Source organism: Leisingera aquaemixtae (assembly GCF_006740765.1).
GTDB classification, from domain to species: domain Bacteria; phylum Pseudomonadota; class Alphaproteobacteria; order Rhodobacterales; family Rhodobacteraceae; genus Leisingera; species Leisingera aquaemixtae.
This window is the reverse complement of record NZ_CP041159.1, coordinates 403493-427140: the sequence shown is the minus strand read 5'-3', so window position 1 is coordinate 427140 and position 23648 is coordinate 403493. Positions and strand designations below refer to the sequence as shown.

At 64.6% G+C, this 23648-nt stretch carries 20 protein-coding genes and 1 tRNA gene; 16 read left to right on the top strand and 5 right to left on the bottom strand.

Annotation, left to right across the window (positions count from 1 at the left end; translation table 11 throughout):
• Position 1: 1 nt before the first annotated feature.
• Both R2C4_RS03810 and R2C4_RS03805 read right to left on the bottom strand, forming a co-directional pair.
• Positions 2-1345 carry a cbb3-type cytochrome c oxidase subunit I gene (locus R2C4_RS03810; protein ID WP_058286548.1) on the bottom strand — a complete coding sequence of 448 codons (1344 nt, stop codon included), beginning with the start codon at positions 1343-1345 and terminating at the stop codon, positions 2-4.
• A 13-nt stretch (positions 1346-1358) separates the two neighbouring features.
• Positions 1359-1811: a c-type cytochrome gene (locus tag R2C4_RS03805; protein WP_141889651.1), complete on the bottom strand. Its 453-nt coding sequence runs from the start codon at positions 1809-1811 to the stop codon at positions 1359-1361.
• 124 nt (positions 1812-1935) lie between these two features.
• Here R2C4_RS03805 and R2C4_RS03800 point away from each other — a divergent pair, with 124 nt between their 5' ends.
• The 4 genes from R2C4_RS03800 (at position 1936) to R2C4_RS03785 (ending at position 3239) form a co-directional block, all read left to right on the top strand.
• Complete coding sequence (locus R2C4_RS03800) at positions 1936-2148, top strand: hypothetical protein (RefSeq protein ID WP_141889650.1); 213 nt, start codon at positions 1936-1938, stop codon at positions 2146-2148.
• Positions 2149-2325: 177 nt separating this feature from the next.
• Entirely contained in the window at positions 2326-2532 is a 207-nt protein-coding gene (locus R2C4_RS03795) for a cold-shock protein (protein ID WP_008553396.1), read from the top strand.
• Positions 2533-2672: 140 nt separating this feature from the next.
• Positions 2673-2903, top strand: coding sequence for a DUF982 domain-containing protein (locus tag R2C4_RS03790; protein ID WP_141889649.1), 231 nt, complete (start codon positions 2673-2675; stop codon positions 2901-2903).
• Positions 2904-3038: 135 nt separating this feature from the next.
• Positions 3039-3239 (top strand): hypothetical protein, encoded by a 201-nt coding sequence (locus R2C4_RS03785; protein ID WP_058286545.1) that lies wholly within the window; start codon positions 3039-3041, stop codon positions 3237-3239.
• 209 nt (positions 3240-3448) lie between these two features.
• Here R2C4_RS03785 and R2C4_RS03780 read toward each other — a convergent pair whose 3' ends face one another.
• Complete coding sequence (locus R2C4_RS03780) at positions 3449-4144, bottom strand: Crp/Fnr family transcriptional regulator (RefSeq protein ID WP_141889648.1); 696 nt, start codon at positions 4142-4144, stop codon at positions 3449-3451.
• Between the two features lie 241 nt (positions 4145-4385).
• Here R2C4_RS03780 and R2C4_RS03775 point away from each other — a divergent pair, with 241 nt between their 5' ends.
• The 9 genes from R2C4_RS03775 to R2C4_RS03735 all read left to right on the top strand — a co-directional run bounded on the left by R2C4_RS03775 (position 4386) and on the right by R2C4_RS03735 (position 19816).
• Positions 4386-5579, top strand: coding sequence for an NnrS family protein (locus R2C4_RS03775; protein ID WP_141889647.1), 1194 nt, complete (start codon positions 4386-4388; stop codon positions 5577-5579).
• A gap of 121 nt (positions 5580-5700) precedes the next feature.
• Positions 5701-6699 carry a cytochrome-c peroxidase gene (locus R2C4_RS03770; RefSeq protein ID WP_141889646.1) on the top strand — a complete coding sequence of 333 codons (999 nt, stop codon included), beginning with the start codon at positions 5701-5703 and terminating at the stop codon, positions 6697-6699.
• Between the two features lie 25 nt (positions 6700-6724).
• Positions 6725-9106 (top strand): hybrid sensor histidine kinase/response regulator, encoded by a 2382-nt coding sequence (locus R2C4_RS03765; protein ID WP_141889645.1) that lies wholly within the window; start codon positions 6725-6727, stop codon positions 9104-9106.
• A gap of 238 nt (positions 9107-9344) precedes the next feature.
• Positions 9345-11378, top strand: a complete 2034-nt coding sequence (locus R2C4_RS03760; protein WP_141889644.1) for a peroxidase family protein — start codon at positions 9345-9347, stop codon at positions 11376-11378.
• Between the two features lie 226 nt (positions 11379-11604).
• A complete protein-coding gene (locus R2C4_RS03755; RefSeq protein ID WP_141889643.1) occupies positions 11605-13536 on the top strand; it encodes an acyl CoA:acetate/3-ketoacid CoA transferase in 1932 nt (643 codons plus the stop codon).
• Between the two features lie 297 nt (positions 13537-13833).
• Positions 13834-13908 (top strand) — tRNA-Gln (locus R2C4_RS03750).
• Positions 13909-14641: 733 nt separating this feature from the next.
• A complete protein-coding gene (locus R2C4_RS03745; protein ID WP_141889642.1) occupies positions 14642-16300 on the top strand; it encodes a transcriptional regulator in 1659 nt (552 codons plus the stop codon).
• A 165-nt stretch (positions 16301-16465) separates the two neighbouring features.
• Positions 16466-16924 carry a hypothetical protein gene (locus R2C4_RS03740; RefSeq protein ID WP_141889641.1) on the top strand — a complete coding sequence of 153 codons (459 nt, stop codon included), beginning with the start codon at positions 16466-16468 and terminating at the stop codon, positions 16922-16924.
• Between the two features lie 243 nt (positions 16925-17167).
• Positions 17168-19816 (top strand): methyl-accepting chemotaxis protein, encoded by a 2649-nt coding sequence (locus tag R2C4_RS03735; protein WP_141889640.1) that lies wholly within the window; start codon positions 17168-17170, stop codon positions 19814-19816.
• A 24-nt stretch (positions 19817-19840) separates the two neighbouring features.
• On the opposite strand, the gene R2C4_RS03730 is transcribed toward R2C4_RS03735, so the two are convergent.
• The gene (locus R2C4_RS03730) at positions 19841-20752 is read right to left on the bottom strand and encodes an MBL fold metallo-hydrolase (RefSeq protein WP_141889639.1); all 912 of its coding nucleotides are present in this window, start codon (positions 20750-20752) and stop codon (positions 19841-19843) included.
• 128 nt (positions 20753-20880) lie between these two features.
• Positions 20881-21807: a pca operon transcription factor PcaQ gene (gene pcaQ / locus R2C4_RS03725; RefSeq protein ID WP_141889638.1), complete on the bottom strand. Its 927-nt coding sequence runs from the start codon at positions 21805-21807 to the stop codon at positions 20881-20883.
• An 86-nt stretch (positions 21808-21893) separates the two neighbouring features.
• Between pcaQ and pcaC the strand changes: the two genes are divergently transcribed.
• Genes pcaC through pcaG form a run of 3 tightly spaced genes read left to right on the top strand, consistent with a single transcriptional unit; the run spans position 21894 to position 23643 of the window.
• Positions 21894-22289 carry a 4-carboxymuconolactone decarboxylase gene (gene pcaC / locus R2C4_RS03720; RefSeq protein ID WP_141889637.1) on the top strand — a complete coding sequence of 132 codons (396 nt, stop codon included), beginning with the start codon at positions 21894-21896 and terminating at the stop codon, positions 22287-22289.
• Complete coding sequence (pcaH, locus tag R2C4_RS03715; protein WP_141889636.1) at positions 22286-23023, top strand: protocatechuate 3,4-dioxygenase subunit beta; 738 nt, start codon at positions 22286-22288, stop codon at positions 23021-23023. Before pcaC ends, pcaH begins: the two co-directional genes overlap by 4 nt.
• Positions 23023-23643: a protocatechuate 3,4-dioxygenase subunit alpha gene (pcaG, locus tag R2C4_RS03710; protein WP_141889635.1), complete on the top strand. Its 621-nt coding sequence runs from the start codon at positions 23023-23025 to the stop codon at positions 23641-23643. Before pcaH ends, pcaG begins: the two co-directional genes overlap by 1 nt.
• Positions 23644-23648 lie beyond the last annotated feature (5 nt).

Below are 23648 nucleotides of genomic sequence, written 5' to 3'. Positions count from 1 at the left end.
CTTACTCTCCCGGTACGGCCACGGGGCCGGGTTTGATGACTTCGCGGCGGACCACAACGGTTGCGTAGATGAACAGAAGCGCGCCCAAGACCACCACCGCGCCAGAGCCGAGGCGCATCAGGTAGAACAGTCCCAGCTGGTCCTGCACGTCCATGAAGTAGTCGCCGACAATGCGCTGCATGTGGGTCTGGATGGTGCCGGCAAAGGTCAGCACGAAGGTCATGAAGGCCATGCCGCCGGTCATCAGCCAGAAGGACGCCATGTTCAGCACCTGGTTATAGGGATCGCGGTTCTTGAGCTGCGGCATCGCATAAGTAAACATCGCCAGGTTCATCGCCACATAGGCGCCGTAGAACGCGAGGTGCCCGTGGGCGGCGGTGATCTGTGTGCCGTGGGTATAATAGTTCACCCCGTGCAGCGTGTGCAGGAAACCCCAGACGCCAGCGCCGAAGAAGGCCACGGTGGATGCCCCGAGCGACCACAGGAGCGCGGCCTTGTTCGGGTGGTTCTTGCGGCCCTTCCAGACCATGATGAAGGCAAAGCTCATCATCGCGAAGAACGGGATCACTTCGAGGGTCGAGAAGATCGAGCCGATCCACTGCCAGTAGCCGGGCGTGCCGATCCAGAAGAAGTGGTGGCCGGTGCCGAGGATGCCGGAGAACAGGGCCAGCGCCACGATGACATAGAGCCATTTCTCCACCACCTCGCGGTCAACGCCGGTCAGTTTCAGCATCAGGTAGCCAAGGATCGCGGCCATCACCAGTTCCCAGGTGGCTTCGACCCACAGGTGAACAACGAACCACCAGTACATCTTGTCCAAGCTGAGGTTGTCCGGGTTGATGAAGGCGAAGATCCACAGGAGCGACAACAGCCACAGGCCCATCAGGAGGATGTTGGTGATCGCCGTCTTGCGGCCTGCCAGCACGGTCAGGGAGATGTTCACAAGGAAGATCACCGCCGCAACCAGAATGCCGAACTTGACCCACAGGGGCTGCTCCAGGAACTCCCGCCCGCCGTGGATGCCAACAAGGTAGGAGCCGACTGCGCCCAGCGTGCCAACGACAAGAATTGCCAGCTGGATATAGGCGAGTTTCACCGAGAACAGCTCACGCTCGGATTCTTCCGGCACGAGGTAATAGGCGGCACCGAAGAAGCCCAGCAAGAGCCAGACAATCAGCGCGTTGGTGTGCAGCATCCGCACGATGTTGAACGGCAGAAGCTCGCTCAAGGTGTTGGGCCAGACATAGATCCAGCCGGCCAGCAGACCGCCCAGAACCTGAATGGCGAACAGGCCCATTGCCACCATGAAATAGGCATAGGCCACTTTTTGAGATTGATATTTCATTGCTTTTCTCCCCTCAGCCCGCGTCGTTCGGCGGCCAGTTCTGGGTATCGGTCTGATCCGCCCAGCGCAGGAATTCGGACAAGGCCTTGGTCTCTTCCTCGGTCAGTTCGAAGTACGGCATCTGGCGGCGGCCCTCGACGCCGGAGGGCTGCGCCTTCATCCAGCCATTGAGCATTTCATAGGCGCCTTCGGGGTCATCCAGCACGCCCCAGCGGGTCATCACATTGCCCACTTCCGGTGCGAAATAGGCGCCCTCGCCGTGCAGCGTGTGGCAGTTGATGCAGGAATGACGCTCCCACACATGCTTGCCTTGGCGCACCTCGTCGGTCAGCTCCATGCCAGCGGTGGATGTGTTCACGATGAAGCGGTGGCTGTGCGCGGTCATGGCCACGAACACGACGACGAAGAACAAGGAGCCCCCGTAGAACACGTTCCTGGCCCGCGACTTGGTAAGTATCTCTGACATATCGCGGTCCTGAGTACAGTTGCGGATAGGCCCTGCCTAACTGCGCGCACTGCCGGATATGTTGTTGAAGCGCAAAGACCGGGCGCATTGCTGCACGCAAAATGCAGGAAAAGGAGGACAGGCCATGCGACGCCCAGATTTCGACAATCCCGACCTGCCGCTTTCCGAGCTGTTCCACCATTGGCCGGCCTGCGCGGGCGAGTTCATGAACCGCCAGATGCTCTGCCCCGGCTGCCCGATCGCGCCGTTCCACACGCTGGTTGATGCGTGCGAGGAATACGGGCTGGAGGAGATGGCGTTCCGCGAGCAGTTAAGGGGCGTCATGGCGGCCATATAAAAACTATTTTGAAGATATCACTGATGGTCCCTTGCAATCGCGAGTCGCATACCCCACCTTGGTGGAGCAAAGCGCTTCCTACGACCTTCTGTTTCCTCACGGCCCCAGTTGTTCCGATGTTGACACTGGGCCGGGCTATCGCGTGTTGCGGATAGCATTTCAAAAGGAGACGACACGATGGCCAATGGCACCGTGAAATGGTTCAATTCTCAAAAAGGTTTTGGTTTCATCGCGCCCGAGCACGGATCGCGGGACATTTTTGTCCACATTTCCGCCTTGGAACGCGCTGGCATCCAGCAGCTTGACGACGGCCAGGCCGTGACTTTCGACATCGAAAGCGGCCGCGACGGACGCGAGTCCGCCAGCAACCTTGCCCTCGCATAAGACGCTGACGGCCTGAGACCTCTAGCGGGAGCATGTTGCAATGCTCCCGTTTCCCGCATCTGCCAAAACTGTCTGTCAGACGCGGTTTTCCAAAAAGCACAGAAAGATAGAACTTGATAGAAATTTCCTGGGGCACTCCCATGACCATTTTCCTGCCTTCCGAGGGCCGGACCCAAAAAATCACCACAATCGAACAAGCCCATTTCTGGCTGCAGAAAGCTTGGCCGGTTTCCGACCGCAACAGAGATGTTGCGATTGAAAAGATCGATGCCGTCATGGATTGTCTCGCGCCTGTCGGCGCCGCCCGTGACGCATTCCTCTCGGCCGTTAACACCGCCGGTTTCCAAGCGGACCTCCCCGCCGCCGCGTAACCTGCGACGCTTTACCGGCGCCGCCGCAGCTGCGCCGCTTCCATCGGCCCCTTGCCGCACCCGGGAGCAGGTCCGAACCGAGCTTTCGCGCGCGCAATGGAACTCTCCCAAAATCAGCCTCGCAGGAGTGAACAGATGTCCAAGCTTAACACTGAGGAATTGAAACTTGCCGGCCTGACCCGCAAGGAGACGGCGATGGAAAAGACCGCGCGTGCAGCGCGTGAAATCCTGGAGGACGAAAACGAAATGCGCCGCAACAAGATTGAGCGCCTGAGACGTTCCCGGCTTCAGTATGAGCGCGGCAACCCGCCCTCGAAGGACTCCGAAGACACCTGAGTCCGCCCCGGAACGGTCAACCATCCTGAACACCGGGCATAGCCGGGCTGCCAGACGGCGCCGGGAATACCTGCTGCAAGTGGCCTGACAGCTGTTGCGCAGGCATGTCTGCCACCGGGGATGCTTGGGCTGATCCGCGCTCTGTCCGTGATGGAACAAGCCGGACAGCGGAACACTGGCCGGTCTGCCGCCAGTTGCTCCCCCTGCTGCTACCCCTGCGCCCCGCTCAAAACCACCAGCCTGTGCGGGGCGGTGACCACGATGTGCTTGCGGGTGGATTTCACCACGCCGTCTTTCTCCCAGGCCGACAGCAAGCGGCTGACCGTGTGCAGCGTGGTGCCGGTCATCTCCGAGATATTGCGGCGGGTCACCGGGAAGGCGATCTCGATCCCCTCCTCCACCTTGCGGCCCGACTGGGTCACCATCCGCAGAAGCGCCGCTGCCACCCGCTGTTCCACCGCCTGCGTGGCCAGTTCGGTGATCCGCGTCTGCATCTCGCCGAGCCGCTGGCCCAGGGTGTTGTAGCTTTCGGTGGCAAAGCCCTGGTACGTGGCGGTGAACTCCCCCCACAACCGCACCGGCCAGGACAGCGCCAGCGATTCCGAGGCGGCGATGGCGGTGGCCGGATAGGTGTCGCGGTTCAGCGCAGGCGCGATGCCGAACAGCTGGCCCGGTGAAATATGCAGCGCGATGATCTGCTCACCGCCTTCGGTGGTCTTCACCACCCGGATGTAACCGTCCAGCAGCAGGTGAAAGCGTTCGGCGTCATGGCCCTCATGAAAGATCTCCGCCCCCTCGTCATAGCGCTTGGGCAGCGCCTGATCGAGGATTTCGCGGATCTGGCTGCGCTCCAGGAGGCTGAAGGGCGGCAGACCGGTCAGAAGGCTTTCGTCGAGCTTGGACAAGAATGCACCGCAAGTTTGCTGAAGGACAAAGAGGTCTCCCCGCCGTTATCGCATAGTGAGGCCAGAGGAAACAACCGTGCGGGAAAAACCGGCACCCGGAACCGGGGTAGCCTCCCTCGACCCTGCCCGCCGGAGCTGATCCACGGGGTTCGGCGAAAGATTGCGTCCCTTGCGCTGAACCGGCGGGCGGCACCTGACCAGTGCCGCCCGCCCTTCGTTGACCGGACGCAAGGAGGCCACCATGGCTGCGCGAACCGAATATACCGGACCTGTTCTATTTTCCTTCGGCTTCAGGCCGTTCTTTCTGGGCGCTTGCCTGTTTGCCCTGCTGGCGGTGCCCGCCTGGCTGCTGATCTGGCGCGGCGACCTGGGGTATAGCGGGCCGTTCCAGGCAACAGACTGGCACATTCACGAGATGATCTTTGGCTATGGCGCCGCCGTGGTTGCGGGCTTTTTGTTCACTGCGGTGCCGAACTGGACCGGGCGGATGCCTGCCCGCGGCTGGCCGCTGGCGCTGCTTTCCGGACTGTGGCTGCTGGGGCGGCTGGCGATGGCCGGCTGGCTGGACCTGCCCGCGCTGGGGGTATTGCTGGTCGACTGCGCTTTTCTGGCCGCCGTCATCGCAATGATCGCGCGCGAGATCATCGCCGGTGAAAACTGGCGCAACCTCAAGGTTCTGGTACCGGTCACCCTGCTGGGCCTCGCCAACCTATGCTTTCACCTTGAAGCGATGACCGAAGGCGCGGCGGATGTCTCGCGCCGCCTGGGCATTGCGGTTCTGATCTTTCTGATCATGCTGATCGGCGGGCGGATCATTCCCAGCTTCACCCGCAACTGGCTGGCGAAACAGGGGGCTGCGAAAATGCCCGCGCCCTTTGGCAAGTTCGACGCGGTGACGCTGGTCTTTGGCGCGGCGGCGCTGGTGGCCTGGACCGCAGCGCCCTGGGCCGCCGTCAGCGGCGCGCTCCTGCTGGCCGCGGGCCTGCTGCACCTGCTGCGGCTGGCGCGCTGGCGCAGCCTTGCCACCCTGCCGGATCCGCTGCTGCTGATGCTGCACCTGGCCTATGCGCTGGTGCCCGCGGGGCTGATCGCGGCGGGCGGCGTGCCCTTCGGCCTGCTGCAGCCCGCGGCGGCGGCGCATATCCTGGGCATCGGCGCCATCGGCGGCATGACCCTTGCGGTAATGATGCGCGCCACCATGGGCCACAGCGGCCGCCCGCTGGTGGCAGGCCCGGCCCTGACGCTTGCCTTCATGCTGCTGCTGGGCGCGGCCGCCCTGCGTCTTGCGGGCAGTGCAGAGCTTGCCGCGGGCTGGGACGGGATCACGGTTTCCGCCGTGGTGTGGACCGCAGGATTTGCTTTGATGGTGCTGAAGACCGGCCCCTGGCTGATCACGCGGCGCATTGGCCCCAAGAAAGTGTCCGGCAAGCCATGAATCCGGGCGGATACCCGCCTCCTCAGCCGCAGCAAACATGTATGGCTCACGTAAAATTAACGGCCTTCTCAGAAGCTGCCATTCCGGATAGGTAGGAATGGATTGCAAGAGGAGGTCCTGAATGCAGTGGAAAGCTGCCGCCGCCGTGGTGCCGCTGCTGTTTTGGGCCGTCCAGAGCCTGGCGCAACCCGCCGGGCTCGATGCGTTCCGGCGTCCGGATACCGTGCCGTTTCCGGAGAACGCGCCCTATGACCGCGGAATTGCCACCCTGGGCAAGATGCTGTTCTTCGACCCGCGCCTGTCCGGCGCACAGAACATCAGCTGCTCCAGCTGCCACAACCCCTCTTTCGGCTGGGGAACCCCGGTGCCCAAGGCGATCGGCGCCGCCGACAACCCCGTGCACCGCCATGCGCCGACGATCCTGAATGCTGCCTGGATCACGCCGCTGTTCTGGGACGGGCGCGCGGCCAGCCTGGAGGAACAGGCAGTGGGGCCGATCACCGCCCCGGATGAGATGAACGCGAGTTTTGAGGACATTACCGCCCGCCTGACGGCAGTGACCGAATACAAGGCCTGGTTCGAGCGGCTGTTTCCCGGCCAGGGCATCCGCAAGGAAACCATCCTCACCGCCCTCGCCACCTATCAGCGCACCATTGTCAGCGGGGTTGCCGGTTTTGACCGCTGGGTCAGCGGCGATGACGCCGCAGTGCCGGAGGCCGCCAAACGCGGCTTTGCGCTGTTCACCGGGCGGGCAAATTGCGTGTCCTGCCACTCCGGCTGGATGTTCACCGACAACAAAATGCACGACATCGGCCTGCCCGCCTCGGACCTGGGCAGCGGCGGCGTGTCACCGCAGGATCCCGCCGGGTACTTCCGCTTTAAAACCCCGGGCCTGCGGAACATCGCCTTGCGGGCACCCTATATGCACGACGGCTCGCTGCCGTCGCTGCCTGCGGTCCTCCGCCATTACGCCGATGGCGGCGCGGCGGGCGTTGAGCGGCAAACGGACATCGCGGGGTTTGCCGCCAGCGAGGGCGACATTGCAGACCTCATGGCCTTTCTTGAGACACTGACGGACAATGAAACCAATGTGCCCACTCCGATCCTGCCGGCCAATTGATGCGCGCGGCTGAAGGCATCCGTTCATGATCATCAAGCGATCCATCGTCCTGCCGGTTCTTGTGATTACGGTTGCGGCGCTGTTTGCTGTGCTGCTGGTCGGCGGCATGGCGGTCTATGCGTCCAGCCGCAAGGACGCCGTTCTGGAGGCCGCCCTGGAAGTCACCCGCCGCACCAGCAGCGTCAGCACCGGCATCACGGCCGCCCAAACCTATGCCCAGGACGTGCTGGCGATGACCCGGCTGATCCCGCAGGAGGACGTGGCCGCAGAATTCCAGGCGCATCTTCAGGTCATCAACCGCGATCTGAGCGCCCTCCTGCAGCAGCCCCTGCCGGCGCCGCTCCGCGGTGAAGCTGAAGCATTGAACCAGGCGCTGGCGGAATGGTGCCAGATGGCAGTGGTTCTGCTCAGCATCAAGCCGGCCCAAGAGATCCCCACGCTCAGCGCGCTGATGATGAGCAGCGAAGCCGTCACCCGGCAGGCCGCGCTGGTGACCGCCCTTGCGGCGGCGCACGCGGAGCACACCGTGGCGGCAACCAACCAGGCGCTGTCCCGCATCTTTGTGCTCGGGCTGACGGGGACCGCGCTGATCATGGCCGCGGCACTGATCTTTTCGATGCGCAAGGCCCACGCCATTTCAGCGGCGATCCAATCGGCCGCCGCCAAGCTGCAGCGGCTGGCCAGCGGCGAGCAATCCGGCCCGCCAAAGGCCGAAGACGAGATTCGCGCCGTATTCGCAGCGCTCGACACGCTGGCCGCGAGCCTGCAGGAAAAGAAGCGGATTGCCGAGCGTCTGCAGCAGGAAAAGGCCCGCGCAGAGGCCGCAACGGAGACGAAGTCCCGTTTTCTGGCCACCATGAGCCATGAAATCCGCACCCCGATCAACGGCGTTCTGGGCATGGCGGAGGTGCTGAACGAAACCCGGCTGACCCCGGAACAGACGTCCTGCACCAGCACGATCCTCGCCTCCTCCGAGGCGCTGCTGCGCATCGTCAATGACATTCTCGACTTTTCCAAGCTGGAAGCCGGCAAGGCGCAGATGCTGCAGCAGCCGTTCAACCTGCGCGATGTGATCTATGATGTGGCCACGCTGATGTCGCCGAGCGCCACCGCCAAGGGCGTTGAAATCTGCATCGACATCCCCGAGCACACGCCGCCGGAGTTCATCGGCGACAGCGGCCGGGTGCGGCAGATCCTGATGAACCTGGTCGGCAACGCCGTCAAATTCACTCTGGAGGGCCACATCAGCATCACGCTGAATTACGATCCCAGCCACAACATTCCGCTGTGCATCGACGTCCGCGACACGGGCGTCGGCATCCCCGAAGACAGCATCGGCCAGATCTTCCACGCCTTCGAGCAGGTGGAAAGCACCACCGCACGGCGCTTTGAGGGCACCGGTCTGGGGCTGGCCATCTCCTCGCGGCTGGCGCAGGCCATGGGCGGGCGCATCGACGTGGTCTCGCAGGCCGGCAAGGGCTCCTGCTTCACTGTGTGCCTGACGCTGCCGGTTGCGGCTCCGTCACCGGCGCCTTCCAGGCCGCTGGCCGGCAAACGGGTTGCCGTGGTGGCCGATCTGCCGTTCTCGCGCGATGTGCGGCTGCGCCAGCTGGCCTACTGGGGGGCGGACACGATGGTCCCGCCCGGGGCGGCAGAGCTGCTGGAGCAGGTGGAAGCGCTGGCCGCCCGGCAGCAGCAGCCGGACCTGGTGCTGGTGGAAAACAGCGTGCCGCTGGAACAGGCCAGGCAGCTGTGCCAGCGGCTGCACGGCCTGCCCGGCTGCCGGGAGCTGCCGGTGGTGTTCTGCGTCGGCAGCCGGCTGATCTCGGAATACCAGGCGCTCAAGCAGTGCAGGACCTTGCACGTGCTGATGAAACCTGCCCGCAACAGGGTGCTGCTGCGGATGCTGCAAGTGGCGCTGCAGCCCGGCGCAGAGCCTGCTGCCCCGGCTGCGCTGGCTGCGGCAGCCGCGCCAGCGGGCGCAGGATTCAGCCGCCTGCGGCTGCTGGTGGCGGAGGACAACCGCACCAACCAGCTGGTTCTGAAGAAGATGCTCGGCCCGTCCGGCATCCAGATGACCATTTGCAGCAACGGCCAGGAGGCGGTCGAGACCTTTGCGGCGCAGCCGTTCGATCTGGTGCTTATGGATATGTCGATGCCGGTGATGGACGGGCTTGAGGCGACCCGCCGGCTGCGGGCGTGGGAGCAGGAGAACGGCCGCGCGCCCTGCCCGATCCTGGCCCTGACCGCCAATGTGCTGAGCACTGATGAGGCCGCCTGCCGCGCGGCGGGCATGGTGGGTTTCCTGTCCAAACCCGTGCGCAAGCAGGAACTGCTGGATCAGATCGCCAAATGGACAGGCACCCCGGACGCCGGGAGCGCCGCACTGCAAGCCAGGCAAGCCTGACCCTCCCCCGCTCCGTGCGGCAGCTGCCCCTTGGCAGCCTTGCCCTGCCCGCGCCGCGCAATCACGCGATCACACGGTTTGACACGAAATCGTGAAGCACTACCTGAAACCTGCAGTCCGCGCAGGGGTGCATGTGCGGGGGATATCGGCGTTCGGCGGCACGGGGGGCACAGCGCTTTCGGGCCGCGCGACGGCAATTCCGGTGACAGTGTTTTTTTACGAGTGATTGGGGGATCACATGTCCAGTTTACAGATTGGGGCCGTACGGCCCTCCGATGGCACGTCCGCAAATCCAGACCATCCTGACTGGGGCGCAACCGGCACGGAACTGCTGAGACTGGCGGACAGCGGGCTGGGGCCGGATGGCGAAATGGCGGGTGGGGACCGGCCGAACCCGCGCGAACTGTCCAACATACTGTCAGCCCAGACCGGAGAAACGGCGAATGCCGCCGGAGCATCAGACTTTCTTTGGATCTGGGGTCAGTTCCTAGACCATGACCTGTCACTGACCGGCACCGAAAGCGGCGTGCGTGCGAACATTGAAGTTCCGGCAGGCGATCCGTTCTTCGATCCCTTTGGCACCGGCACCGCCATCATTCCGTTCACCCGGGTGGAACAGCACGACGGGGAATTCCTCAATGAGATCACCGCCTGCATCGACGCCTCGATGATCTATGGCTCAACCGCAGAGATGGTCGCCGCGATGCGGGGCGAAGGCGGCAAACTGAAGATGACCGAGGATCATTTCCTGAACCTCGAAGGCGACGGTTTCCTGACCGGCGATGTCCGCGCTGCCGAAAACGTTGCCCTGACCTCGATGCACACGCTGTTCACCCGCGAGCACAACCGGCTGGTCGAGGAGCTGGCGGCAAGGGATCCGTCGCTGACGGATGATCAGCTGTTTGAGGCCGCCCGCGCCCGGGTCGAGGCGCTGGTGCAAGCCATCACATTCAAGGAGTTTCTGCCGGTCCTGCTGGGCGAAAATGCCTTTGGCGCCTACCAGGGCCATGACCCGGATGTGAACCCGGGGATTGCGATCGAATTCTCCAGCGCCGTCTACCGGCTCGGGCACACCCTGCTGTCGGCCAACCTGCAGCGGGTCACCGAAAACGGCACCCAGCTGGACCCGCTGGCGCTGCGCGATGCGTTTTTTCAGCCGCATCTGGTCAGCCAGAATGGCATGGTCGAAAATGTCCTGCGCGGGGCGGCCACCCAGACTTCCGAAGCCATCGACACCAAGGTGGTGGAGGACGTGCGCTCCTTCCTGTTCGGGCCGCCGGGCGCGGGCGGGCTGGATCTGGCGGCGCTGAACATCCAGCGCGGGCGCGACATGGGCGTGGCCAGCTATAATGAGCTGCGCGAGGCTCTGGGCCTGCCGCGTGCGGAACGCTTCTCTGACATTACCTCCGACGCTGTACTGGCCGCCAAGCTGGAACAGGCTTATGGCGATACAGATCTGGTGGACGCCTGGATCGGCGGCCTGGCCGAGGACGCCTTTGGCAGCGGGCTGCTGGGGCAGACGTTCTCGCTTGTCATGATTGATCAATTTACCCGGCTGCGCGATGGCGACCCGTTCTGGAGCGAGGGCCGCGACGGCATCCCGGCAGACGAGCTGAAGGCGCTTTGGGACACGACGCTGTCAGACGTTATCCTGCGCAATACTGATGTTCAGAACCTGCAAAAAGATGCCTTTGCCGCAATGGACAGGATCGCGGGCACTGCCGGCGATGATGTTCTCAGCGGCGGCTCCGGGCAGGATTTCATCTTTGGCCGCAAGGGTGCGGATGTCCTCTCCGGCAAGTCCGGTGATGACGACCTGCAAGGGGGCGGCGGCAGGGACATCCTGGCCGGAAACCGGGGCAGCGATTGCCTGGACGGCGGCAGCGGCGCGGACAGGCTGAAGGGCGGCGGCGCAGCCGACTTCCTGTCAGGCGGCAGCCACAATGACGTTCTGAGGGGCGGATCAGGCCGCGACACCCTGGAAGGGGGCACGGGAAACGACACACTTGCCGGCGGCAAGGGAAATGATGTGCTGACCGGCGGTGAGGGCGCGGACTGCTTCGTGTTCAACACCCGGAAATCAGGCGCGGACACGATTACCGACTTCGAGCTTGGCGTCGACCGGACCAAAATCATCGGCCCGCATTCGTGGAGCGCACAGGCGATGGACACGGACGACGGGCTGGTCTTTGCGTTCGCGGACGGCTGCTCTGTGACGTTCGAAGGCATCACGCTAAGCGACTGGCAGGACGCCGGGGCAAGCTTTTTCTAGGCCCGTCAGCCGGCCGCAGTATACAAAAAGCCCCCGGCGCGGAAATTACAGGCGCCGATCGGAAACTTTCCGCCAGCCAGCGCCGGCCGATGTCGCAGGTCCCCGGTCCGCTGACGCAATCGAAGGACAGGCGCGCCTGCGCGCGGGCCTAACATTCCCGATCATCCCGCCGTCAGGACACCGATCCTGACCGGACGGCAACCGGCATCGGGGAGGACGCGCCGCCATGAAAGACAAGACAACCACCACCGAACAGGCGATGGCGCTGATCCGGGACGGGGATGTCGTGACCACCACCGGGTTCGTGCAAAGCTGCATCCCGGAGATGCTGCACGCGGCGCTGGAAAAGCGGTTTCTGGACCAAGGCGCCCCCCGCGACCTGACCCTGATCATGTGCGCCGGCGCCGGCGACAGCAAGGGGCTGGGCACCGGGCGGCTGCATCACGACGGCCTGTTGCGGCGGGTGATTGCCGGCAATTTCGGCCGCATGCCCAAGGTCGCCCAGGCCGCGCAGGAAAACAAGATCTGCGGCTACAACCTGCCGCAGGGGGTGATCTCCCAGCTTTACCGCGCCTGCGCCGCGGGCCAGCCCGGCCTGTTCTCCAAGGTCGGACTGCACACCTATGTCGACCCGCGCCACGGCGGCGGCAAGGTCAACAAGGTGACCGAAGAAGACATCGTCAAATACGTCCAGGTCGATGGCGAAGACTGGCTGTTCTACAAGGCCACCAAGATCGACGTTGCCTTCATCCGCGGCACCAGCGCCGACCGCTCCGGCAACATCAGCATGGAACGCGAGGCGCTGACGCTGGATTGCCTGGCCCAGGCGATGGCGGCCCACAACAACGGCGGCATCGTCATCGCCCAGGTGGAGCGCATCGTCGAGGACGGCTCGATCAAACCCAAAGACGTGAAGATCCCCGGCCTGCTGGTGGACTGCGTCTGTGTCGCCGATGACCCGGAGATGCACCGGATGAACTACGGCGTGCAGCACAATCCGGCGCTGTCGGGCGAAATCCGGGTGCCCTTGGGCGGCATCCCCAAGATGCCGCTGGATCAGCGCAAGATCATCGCCCGCCGCGCCGCCTTTGAACTGCCGCCCAACGGTGCCGTGAACCTCGGCGTCGGCGCGCCCGACGGTGTGGCCGCCGTGGCCAACGAGGAAAAAGCCACCCCCTACATCACCCTGACCACAGAGGCCGGCGCCGTTGGCGGGGTGCTGGCAGGCGGCTCCAGCTTCGGCTCCTCGGCCAATGCTGACGCCATCATCGACCAGAACCAGATGTTCGATTTCTACGATGGCGGCGGGCTGGACCTCACCTGCCTCGGCATGGCCGAATGCGACGCCGAGGGCAGCGTCAACGCTTCCCGCTTCGGCGGCCGCCTGAACGGCTGCGGCGGCTTCATCAACATCTCGCAGAACTCCCGCGCCGTGGTCTTTGCCGGCACCTTCACTGCGGGCGGGCTGAAGGTTGCTGTGGAAAACGGCGAGCTGCGCATCGTTCAGGAAGGCCGCAACAAGAAATTCGTGCGGCTGATCGAACAGATCACCTTTTCCGGGCCTTACGCCTCGCAGCGCTCGCAGCCGGTTCTTTACGTGACCGAACGCTGCGTGCTGCAGCTGACCCCCAAGGGGCTGGAGCTGATCGAGATCGCTCCCGGCATAGACCTGCAGCGCGACATCCTGGATCAGATGGAATTCAGGCCGATCATCGAAAACGTCGCCCTGATGGATGCGCGCATCTTCCGGGAGGAGCCGATGGGGCTGATGAACGACCTCTTGAACCTCAATCTCTCCGAACGCGTCACCTATGACGCCGCCCGCCACACCATGTTCGTCAACCTCGAGGGCTGGAGCGTCCGCAAGAAGCAGGACGCCGAGGATCTGGCCCGCGTGCTGCAGGACGCCTTCGCCCGGAGCGGCCGGGACGTGAACATGGTGATGAACCAGAACGGCTTCCGCATCGCCGAGGATCTGCAGGACGACTATGCCGCCCTGGTCGGCGAAAAGCTGGAGGCAAACAGTGCCTCGATCGCTCATTACACCACCAGCGCCTTCATGCGGCTGAAGATGCAGGGCGAACTCGCCAGCCGCAGTGTGCAGCCGCATATCTTCGAAAGCGGCGAGGAAGCGCATCAGGCCATTTGGGGCTCCTGAAGCGGCCGCGGCCGGCCCCAGCCCATGATGGGGCCGGCGCCGCATTTCTCTGGCCGCACCCCGCCCTTCCCGCCCCAATGGCACCGCTCCCGGGACCGGAGCACACCCCGAAACCCATCACACAGGGGCTGGCAACTCCTTATATTCATTTCCGTTTCCTGCCCGGCACCCTCTGGCTGCAAGGTCCTTCAGAGACCTGCTGGCAGGTTATTTGCGGGCCTTTAGAGAAGAACTGCATTTTTTTTCAAAAACCCTCTTGCACGCCCCCGCAACAAACTTTAGACAGCGCCTCACCGATGGGGTGTAGCCAAGTGGTAAGGCAGCGGTTTTTGGTACCGTGTACCGTAGGTTCGAATCCTACCACCCCAGCCATCGGCCTCTCACAAAAGAAACTAAGCACCCGTTAGCCCCGAAAAGGCCCCCGGTTTCGGCCCCAGTGTTTTGGCGTACTGTTAGCGGCTTCAGAACGGGTGCCCAGGGTGGGTCGGGAGGCCCCCAGTATACCGCTGGAGGCCATCGCCACGGGTTAGAGCAAGCTGAAGTCCACACCGTTCGCCCAATGATCCCAGTCGTCGCGCTTGTTATCCGCCGCCGACCCCTCGATCAGATGTTCTGGCCGACAGCACAGTTGATTCCCACCCCCTTTGCCTGAAAGACGGTTTCGCTGCAGAGAGTGCGGGACTTGGCCATGGCCGCGCCCTTGGCGAGGGAAAATTCACACTGCCCTTCTGCCCCGCCAACTCCTCCGCCGTTTCCGCCGCGCTGCGATCAGGTCGCGGGGTTTGCATCCGCACGATCCGGCCCGGAATTACGCGCTGAAGCAGAAATTGCACGCATACCGTGCGTAGCCGCCGCCAAACTTCAGACAGCGGCAAACCGCCTTGCGAGGCTGCAGCAAGGCGGCCTGAACAGCCTACACAGTGCCCGGTTGAAGAGTGACGCAAGGTCACTTATGATGCCGGAACGCACGCAGGCTTGCTGCTGATGCAACGTGCTGAACCTCCCCTTCAATATTTTACAATCAGTAATTGCAAAACAAATTAAGGCAATGCAATATGATGGTGATTTAATATTAGATGCAACAATCGTTCAGTGGGGTTGACGGATGACTGTCTTTCTCAAGATTTGCCGGTTTGGAGCTTTTGGCGTCTTTGATGCGCAAGGGGAAAACGTACAGCTGGGGGCCAAGCACCAGGCGCTGATGTCGCTGCTGTCCACGGCCGACGGAGGGATACGGACGCGGGCGTTTCTGGAGAAGACACTGTGGTGCCTGGCACAGCCGGAGCAGGCCAAGGCCAGCCTGCGCACGGCGCTGTCGACGCTGCGGCGGCACCTGGGGCCGGAGGCGGCCAAGCTGCTGTTTGCCAACCGCGAACGGGTCATTCTGGACCTGACCCGGGTGGAGCTGGACAGCTGCGCTGGCAGTTCGGAATTCATGGAAGGTTTTGAGCTGCCTCATGAATCCGTCTTCAATAGCTGGCTGTCGGACACCCGAGCGGAGTTTTCCCGCAGTTCCGCGCACCCGGTGCCGCAGGCTGGTGCCGCTCCGGGGCGGGTGATCCTGGACAGATTGCTGCCTTCGATTGCGGTTCTGCCCTTTGTTCACCGGTCGCCGGGGGCCGCGGATGCGCCGCTTGGATCGCTGATGTCCGAAGAGCTGTCGCGGCACCTGTCGCGCAGCTGGGCTTTCTCGGTGACGTCCTACCTCGCCTCACGCCAGTTCGACCCGGAAAAGGTGCGCCCGGCCGAGGTGTCCTCGGTTGCGGGGGTCGACTACCTGATTTCGGGAACGGTCACCAGCGACGGCGGCCGGTTCCGCGCCGAAATAGACCTGCATGATGCGGTCCGCGAGAAGGTGATCTGGTCGCGCAGCTTTGACGGCAGCAAGAGCAGCCTGATGGAGGGGCGCAGCTCCGTCCTGCGCAACGCGACGCTGCAGATCGGCCAGACCGCCGCGGGCGAGGCGGTCCGGCTGGCCGGGTTCAAGCCGCTGAAGGCGCTGGAAAGCCATGTGCTGCTGATGGCGGCGATCTCACTGATGCAGGAAATGGACGCGGGCAAATTTCAGCGCGCGCATGAAATCCTGTCCCATCTGCTGGAGCGCGAGCCGAACCATGCGCTGCCGCTGACCTGGATGGGATTCTGGCATGTGATGCGGGTGGAAAAGGGGCTGTCGCCGAACCGGGAGGAGGACAGCCGTCTTGCCAGCAGGATGGCGGACGCGGCCATTGACGCGGCGCCCGCGTTCTCACTGGCCCACACCCTCAAGGGGCTCATCTCCAGCCACCTGACCTTCCGGTTCGACCTGGCGCAGGACGCTTATGACCTGGCGCTGCGCGACAACCCGAACGAAGCCCTGGCGCTGCTGCTCAAAGGGGCGACGCTGGCGTACCAGGATATGCCGGACGCGGCGGTGCAAATGACAGATGCGGCGCGGCAGCTGACCCCCTTGGGACCGCAGTGCTATTATTTTGACGCGATTTCGGCCCTGGCACATTTGTCGGCCCGCAATTACGGCCGCGCGATCGAACTGGCCGACCGCTCGCTGGAGGCCAAGGGCGCCTTCCCGGTGCCGCTGCGCTCCAAGGCGATTGCCTTGCAGATGTCCGGGCGGGGCGACGAGGCCCGGAGCACGGTGCAGAAGCTGCTGGAGGCCGCGCCGAAGTTCTGCCTGTCGCAATTCCAGCGTGACAACCCCGCCGCGATGAGCCCTGCGGGACCGGAATGGGCCTCTGCCCTGCGGCAGGCCGGGGTGCCGGAGTAACCCTGGCCGGGCGCCGCCAAGCCCCGGCTGCCGGGTGACGCTGGGAAATGCGCATCTGGCCCACATCTTTTGCCGAAAGGCCAGGATAAACGTGTTAGCATCCGGTAGAACCCGGCGGCTGGCCGGGCCGGCAATGACCCGCAAAGGGCGGCGCAGGGAGAGGGCGTGAGCGAACATCTGGAATTTGAACGGCGCTTCTCGGGCTTCGGGCCGGCGGTCCGGCCCGAGGAACGGACACAGGAGATTCTCGACATTGTGGACGGCTTCATGCACCGCTGGGGCTACTCGGCCAGCAATCTGATCGGCGCAGAGCTGACAGTGGGGCATCTTGGCGGCAGTCCGGAAGGGGCCCCGGACCTGATATTCCGCATGGCGGCGCTGGACTATTTCGAAATTGTCATCCGCAGCGGCAACGGCACCGTCAGCTATGGCGGCTGGCTCACCGGCACCTTACCGGTCTCGGTGTCCAGTGAGCAGGTCAACGGCCGCCCGGTTCTGCTTACCGCCTGCCGCGAGGGCGGCCGGATCCGCCACGTGTTCGATCCGCTGGCCGGGTACCGTCCGGTGGCGGATGCCGCTAACCTGCCGTTGCATGCTGTGTGGCGGCTCTCGGACCCGGCCTAGGCGCAGCCCCAAGACGCTTGCGGTCATCTGCTCCGGCACCGCCGCGCCGCTGCCGGCCGGTAAAATACAACGGACTTTCCCGCGCCTGCTCATGCTTTCTTTAGAGTCTTTCTGGCCTTCTAGCACAAATATGCAGGCGGGCGGACTTGCACCTGCAATCCCTGACCAGTCCCGCGCGCCAGCGGGGTGCCCCATGACTGGCCCGGGTTCAGATAGAAGCGGGCGGATGCATTGGGTGAGACGATGACCATTGAAAAAGACGTTCCGGCGCGGCGCCGTTTCCGGCTGTTTTCCAGTATTGGCGCCAAGATCACGCTGATCCTGATGACGATGGGCGCTGCCTGCGCCGTGGGCGGCATCCTGGTCACACTGGTGTTTGCGCAGACCGGCCGCGAAATGCAGGTTCTGACGCAAGAGAAAGTCCCGCAGCTGGAGCTGAGCAGCCGCCTGGTAAATGCCGCAGGCCAAGCCAAAAACACGATGATCGGCGTTCTGCAGGCCGGATCGGTTGAGGATCTGGCCCAGGCCGAGGAAAAGGCCGCCGCCGCCATCGCGCATCTGAACAGCACGGTCGCCGGGCTGCCCGCAGGGGAGCAGGCCCAATTCGCACCGGAGGCCGCTGCCGCTGCTGAACGGCTCAATAACCTGATTGCCGCGCGCAAGGGCGCCTTCGCCAACCAGGTTGCAATCGACACCCGGACCGCCCGCCTGCAGACCCTCAGCCAGGCGGTGCAGGACAAGCTTGTCATGGTCGCCTCCGAAGCCCGCAACAGCCTGATGGACGGCGGCGAAGAGACCATCATCCAGGTCGATGAGGTCCTGAACGATCTGGTGGAGCAGCAATTCGGCGGACTGCAAACGCTGCTGGAAGCACGCGCGGACATCAGCATCCTGTCCGGCGCGGCGCTGGCACTGGGGCATGTGCGCGACGTCCCGACCAAAGGGGCGCTCAAGAAAATGGCCAAAGACGCGCTGAAACGGCTGGAGCCGGTGCTGGGCCGGCTCGAAGAGCTGGGACTGGACGCCGGCCGGGTGCAAAAGGTCCGCGAGTCGGTGGAGCTGTTCCGCTATACTCTGACGGCCAGCCGCAAGGAGTTGAAGGACAGCCGCAAGGAGGTGCTGGCCGCCCGCAACGCCAGTGTGCGCCCGCTGACGCAGGCGATGGAGCGGATGGTATTCACCCTGTCGGTCGCAGCAACCCAGGCCAGTGCCGACAACCGCACCGCCATCCAGGGCTTGCTGGACAACCAGGTCGGCGTGCTGCAGCAGCTTCTGGAAATCAACGGCTGGATCAGCGCCTTTCAGGTTGCGGCGCTGGACATGGCCGCAGCGCATGAGATTTCCGCCGCCCGGGCCGCTGCCGGACCGCTGCAGGACGCCGCCGCTGCGCTGGCGGGCTACAGCGGGTTCAATGACGGGGTGTTTGCTCAGGAACTGGAAGGGATGATCGCGCTTGCCGATCCCTCGCAAGGCCTGCCGGTGTTCAAGGCCGCGGCGCTGGAGGCTGCGGCCGAAGCTGCCACCGCATCGCAGGCCACCGTGGACGCCGTGCTGGAATTTGCCGGCAAGGCGACCGCGCTCGGCGCCGAAAGCCAGCTGGAAATCGCCTCGATCGCGGACGGGCTTGCCAGCGACGTGACCGCAGCACAGCGGCAGCTGCAGATCCTGGCGGCTGTGGCGGCGGCGGTGTTTCTGGCGGCGCTGGTTCTGACCCGGATCCTGATCCTGCGCCCGCTGGCCGATATCAGCGGCACAACTGAGCGGCTGGCCGCCGGAAATCTGCGCCCGGTGACCGGTTACGAGCGCTCCAGCGATGAAATTTACCGGATCGCCACGGCGCTGTCGGTGTTCCGCGACGGGCTGGTGCAAAAGGCCGAAGTGGAGGCCGCAGCCGAAGCTGAGCGCGATGCGCGCCTGGCCGAGCAGACCGCCGCGGTTACGGCCATCGGCAGCGGTCTGGAACGGCTGTCGCAGGGCGATCTGACCTACCGCATCCGCGGCGAAATGGGCGAAGGCTATGCCAAGCTGCGCGACGATTTCAACGCGGCGCTGGAGAAGCTGGAGGCCTCGGTGAGCAGTCTCAGCGCCAGCGGCCAGTCGATTGCCGGCGGCAGCACCGAAATTTCCTCGGCGTCCCGCAACCTCTCCGAACGTTCGGAGCACACTGCCCAAACCCTGGCCGGAACCGCGGCGGCGGTGAACCAGCTTTCGGTTTCCATCGCCGGCACCGCACAGGCTTCGGGAGAGGCCTCCGCCTCGGTCGAGGCGGCACGCCAGAACGCCAATGAGAGCATTGAGGTGGTCAAGCGGACCTACGGCGCGATGGAGGCGATCAAGGAAAGCTCCGAGAAGATTTCCCGGATCATCGGCATGATCGAGGCAATTGCCCAGCAGACCAACCTGCTGGCGCTAAACGCCGGCGTCGAGGCGGCCCGGGCAGGCAATGTCGGCAAGGGGTTTGCCGTGGTCGCTTCGGAGGTGCGGACGCTGGCGCACCGGTCCAAGGAGGCCGCCACGGAAATCGCCGCCTTGGTGGAGGAAGCGGGCCAGAATGTCGAGCTTGGCGCCGATCTGGTCGAACAGACCCGCGCGGCGATCAGCGACATTTCTGCCTCTGTCGCCAGCGCGGCCGACCTTATGAAGTCCATTTCCCAGGCATCCTCGGAACAATCCGGCAGCCTGCAGGAGATCAACACCGCAATGGCCAATCTCGACGACGCCACCACCCGCAACGCGGCCCTGTTCGAGGAGGTCACCTCCTCCAGCCTGGGGCTGTCCAAGGAAGCTCAGGCCATGGCTGGCGCCATCGGCGCCTTCCGCACCCAAGCCGCGGCCCCCGGAGAGGGTGCCCGCGGCCAGGAGCAAGAGGAGATCTGGCGGCTGCAGGCCTGAGGCGGCGCTCGAAACAGCCCTGCCCTACTCCCCGGCAACGAAGCGGTAGCCGCTGCCGGACCGTTCTGCCCGCCCGATGCCGCCGCCCGGCAAGTGATAGCCAATCAGCCGCATCTGCTCCGCGGCCAGCTGATCCAGCAGGCGCAGGCGCGTCGCGGCCGCCGCTTGCGGATCCTGGTCCGAACCGACCGGCCAGGAGGGTTCTGCAAAGCTGACATGGTGATTGCCAACCGCGTCGCCCAGGATCAGGACGCTTTCACTGCCGCCGCGGACTTCAAAGGCCATATGCCCCGGCGTGTGGCCGGGGGTGGCGCGGGCGGCAACGCCGGGCAGGATTTCCGCCCCATCGGCGAACAGCTGCACCCTGTCCTCCAGCGCCTCCATCCGGCGGCGCGCCCCGGCGGCCATGGCAGCGCGGCTGCTGCCGATGCTGGCGGCCGTGTCCGGATCGTACCAGTAATCCCATTCATCCTGCCCCATCAGAAAGGCCGCCTCGGGGAACAGCAGTTCATCGAAATCGTCCAGCACCCCCCACAGATGATCCGGGTGGCAATGGGTAAAGACCACGTGGGTTACCTCCTCCGGGGCGACCCCGATGGCCTCCAGCGCCCCTGGCAGCTTGCCCGCGCTGTCCTGAAACCCCGGCCCGGAGCCTGCGTCAAACAGAACCACCCTGCCCTCGCCCCTGAGCAGGGTGACATTGACCTCTGGCATCAGCGGCCCCGCCCCGATCCCGTAGCGGTGCAGCAGCGGTTGCAGCGCCTCTGGGTCAAGCCCGCCAAAGATGAACTCCGGCGGAAGGGTCAGGTGGCCGTCCGACAGCGTTTCAATCTTCTTGGCCCCCAGCTCGATCCGGGCCAGCGCCCATCCCGGTGCCGCCGCCGCAGCCAGCCCCGCCGCAGCCGCCAGGCCGAAATTCCGTCTGCTTAAGGCCATCGCCCTTCCTCCCGCTTCAGTCAGACTGCATCAAATGCAAATATTCCATTTGATGAATTATAAGGCATGGCCGCAGCAACGCAAACGCCTGCATTGCCGCAGTCCTGCCAGACCGGCCAGCAGCGGCGCTAAACCAGCCCCAGAGCGGCGCAATGGCTGCGCAGCGCGGCGCAAAACCGCTGCGCGGCAGCGGTCAGCCGGTGCTCGCGGCGGGTGCACAGGCCAACCGGGCCCAAGGTGCTGTCCGTGTTCACCGGCAGCGCGGTCATGGTGCCTGCCTGCAGATCCGGCCGCACCACGCCGTGGCTGATGATCCAGACCGCCTGATGCGCCAGCACGAAGCGGCGTCCAAAGGAAGATGAGACCGTCTCGACCGGGAAGCGCGGCAACGCCAGCCCCTGCTCCAGAAACATCCGCTCGACCAGAGGGCGGATGATAGACCCTTCCGACGGCATCAGCACCGGGTAATCCTCAAACACCGCGGGCGGCAGATGGGCAGCCCCGGCCAGCGGGTGGCCTGCCGCGACCACCACCGCCACCCGCTCGCGGTACAAGGGGTCGAATTCCACCCCGGCCATCGTTTCCGGCGCGGGCAGCCGGCCGACCACCACATCCAGGCTGCCGCGGCGCAGCTGGTCGATCAGATACTGATTGCCGCCGGACATCACCAGAAACCGCCCCGGCGCCCTGCCTGCGCGCAGCTGCGCCAGCGTGTCGGGCACCAGATCCGCTGCCACTGTGGGCAGCGCCCCGATGGAGACCTGCGGCCCCTCCGCCTCCCCCAGACCCTGCAGCAGCGCCACCCCGTCACGCGCCAGCGCCAGGCTGCGCCCCGCATGATCCCGGAACAGCTCTCCATAGCTGCTGAGCCGGATGCCGCGGCCGTGTTTTTCCACCAGCGGCTTGCCGCAGACCGCCTCCAGCTCGCGCAGCGCCCGGGTAACAGCGGGCTGAGTCATGCCCAGCGCCTCAGCCGCCTGGGTGACGCTCAGCTTGCGGGCGACTTCAACGAAGACTTCAAGATGGCGCAGCTTCAAAGAGGACGAAAGTCTCATATCACCACAGGTATCATTTCATGCCTGATTGGGGATTATACAGATCACCTGCGGTATGCGATACTCCTGTGCAAAGGGAGACCGCAATGACGCAAGACCGATACGACCGCGGCATGCAAGTCCGGCGCAGGGTGCTGGGCGACGCCCATGTGGACCGCGCCGAGGCCGCCAAGACGGCGCTGGACCAGCCGTTTCAGGAGCTGATTACTGAGGCCGCCTGGGGCACGGTCTGGGCGTCGGACCGGATTTCCATGCGGGAACGGTCGATGCTGACATTGGCGCTGCTGGCAGCGACCGGCAATTTCGCTGAGATCCCGATGCACATCCGAGCCACCGCCCGCACCGGCGCCAGCCAGGCAGACGTGCAGGAGGCCTTCCAGCATGTGGCCATCTATGCCGGCGTGCCGCGCGCCAATCAGGCGCTGAAACTGGCCAAGGAAACCTATGCCGCAATGGCAGCCGAAGGGGAGGAGCCCGCATGAGCACGCCGCCGAAAGAGGGGGAGTTCTATCAGCGCGACCGCCGCTGGCACCCACCTGCCCTGTCGCAGGACTACAAGACCTCGGTCACCCGCTCGCCCAAATTCCCGCTGATCAGCCTGGAGAACACCGCCAGCGAGATCACCGGCCCGGTGTTCGGCCACAACGATTTCAACGCCACCGACAATGACCTGCTGAGCAATTTCGCCCAGCCCGGCGAAAGCCCGATCGGCGAGCGCATCATCGTGCATGGCCGGGTGCTGGATGAAAACGCCCGCCCGGTGCCGAAGACGCTGGTGGAGATCTGGCAGGCCAATGCCTCCGGCCGATACCGGCATAAGAAGGACAGCTATCTTGGGGCGCTGGACCCGAATTTCGGCGGCTGCGGCCGGACGCTGACGGATGCGAACGGCTGCTACCATTTCCGCACTGTAAAGCCCGGCGCTTACCCCTGGCGCAACTGGGTGAACGACTGGCGGCCCGCGCATATCCACGTTTCGGTCTTCGGCAGCGGTTTCGCCCAGCGGCTGATCACCCAGCTCTATTTCGAGGGCGACCCGCTGACTGCCCGCTGCCCGATCGTGAACACCATCCCGGACCCGGAGGCGGTTGAGATGCTGGTGGCCCGGCTCGACATGAACGCCACCATTCCGCTGGACACCATCGCCTATCGCTTTGACATCGTGCTGCGCGGGCGGCGGTCCACCCTGTTTGAAAACCGGCTGGAGGGAAACTGATGCGGCAGAAGCTGGAATACCTGAAAGAAACCCCCTCCCAGACCGCTGGTCCTTATGTCCATATCGGCCTGGCCCCTGGTGCTGCAGGGTTTGAGATCTACGATCAGGAGCTTGGCTGGGACATTGCAGGCCCCAATGCCAAAGGCGCGCGCATCCGGGTCGAGGGCGTGGTGACAGACGGCACCGGCTCGCCGGTCAAGGACGTGCTGCTGGAGGCATGGCAGGCCAATGCGGACGGCGTCTATGCCCACCCCGAACATCCGGGCGAGGTGGAGCAGGGGTTCCGCGGCTGGGGCCGGGTGATCACCGACTTTGAGACCGGCGAATGGGGATTTGACACCGTGAAGCCCGGGCCTGTGATGGGCCGGGGCGGGCAGATGATGGCGCCGCACATCAATCTGTGGATCGTCGCGCGCGGCATCAACGTCGGGCTGAATACCAGGGTCTATTTCGAGGACGAAGAAGAGGCCAATGCGGCAGACCCGGTGCTGAATGTGATAGAATGGGAGCGCCGCCGCGCCACACTGATCGCCAAGCGCGAGGCGCGGGACGGTCTGGCAGTCTACCGGTTCGACATCCGCCTGCAGGGCGAAGATGAGACCGTGTTTTTCGACATTTGAAGGGG

Excerpts from the sequence above, each read along its gene's own strand:
- R2C4_RS03805 (WP_141889651.1), bottom strand. The coding sequence starts at position 1,811 with ATGTCAGAGATACTTACCAAGTCGCGGGCCAGGAACGTGTTCTACGGG.
- pcaC (WP_141889637.1), top strand. The coding sequence starts at position 21,894 with ATGACGCAAGACCGATACGACCGCGGCATGCAAGTCCGGCGCAGGGTG.
- R2C4_RS03755 (WP_141889643.1), top strand. The coding sequence starts at position 11,605 with ATGAAAGACAAGACAACCACCACCGAACAGGCGATGGCGCTGATCCGG.
- R2C4_RS03790 (WP_141889649.1), top strand. The coding sequence starts at position 2,673 with ATGACCATTTTCCTGCCTTCCGAGGGCCGGACCCAAAAAATCACCACA.
- R2C4_RS03735 (WP_141889640.1), top strand. The coding sequence starts at position 17,168 with ATGACCATTGAAAAAGACGTTCCGGCGCGGCGCCGTTTCCGGCTGTTT.
- R2C4_RS03810 (WP_058286548.1), bottom strand. The coding sequence starts at position 1,345 with ATGAAATATCAATCTCAAAAAGTGGCCTATGCCTATTTCATGGTGGCA.
- pcaQ (WP_141889638.1), bottom strand. The coding sequence starts at position 21,807 with ATGAGACTTTCGTCCTCTTTGAAGCTGCGCCATCTTGAAGTCTTCGTT.
- R2C4_RS03785 (WP_058286545.1), top strand. The coding sequence starts at position 3,039 with ATGTCCAAGCTTAACACTGAGGAATTGAAACTTGCCGGCCTGACCCGC.
- R2C4_RS03765 (WP_141889645.1), top strand. The coding sequence starts at position 6,725 with ATGATCATCAAGCGATCCATCGTCCTGCCGGTTCTTGTGATTACGGTT.
- R2C4_RS03760 (WP_141889644.1), top strand. The coding sequence starts at position 9,345 with ATGTCCAGTTTACAGATTGGGGCCGTACGGCCCTCCGATGGCACGTCC.
- pcaG (WP_141889635.1), top strand. The coding sequence starts at position 23,023 with ATGCGGCAGAAGCTGGAATACCTGAAAGAAACCCCCTCCCAGACCGCT.
- R2C4_RS03745 (WP_141889642.1), top strand. The coding sequence starts at position 14,642 with ATGACTGTCTTTCTCAAGATTTGCCGGTTTGGAGCTTTTGGCGTCTTT.
- pcaH (WP_141889636.1), top strand. The coding sequence starts at position 22,286 with ATGAGCACGCCGCCGAAAGAGGGGGAGTTCTATCAGCGCGACCGCCGC.
- R2C4_RS03730 (WP_141889639.1), bottom strand. The coding sequence starts at position 20,752 with ATGGCCTTAAGCAGACGGAATTTCGGCCTGGCGGCTGCGGCGGGGCTG.
- R2C4_RS03775 (WP_141889647.1), top strand. The coding sequence starts at position 4,386 with ATGGCTGCGCGAACCGAATATACCGGACCTGTTCTATTTTCCTTCGGC.
- R2C4_RS03800 (WP_141889650.1), top strand. The coding sequence starts at position 1,936 with ATGCGACGCCCAGATTTCGACAATCCCGACCTGCCGCTTTCCGAGCTG.
- R2C4_RS03795 (WP_008553396.1), top strand. The coding sequence starts at position 2,326 with ATGGCCAATGGCACCGTGAAATGGTTCAATTCTCAAAAAGGTTTTGGT.
- R2C4_RS03770 (WP_141889646.1), top strand. The coding sequence starts at position 5,701 with ATGCAGTGGAAAGCTGCCGCCGCCGTGGTGCCGCTGCTGTTTTGGGCC.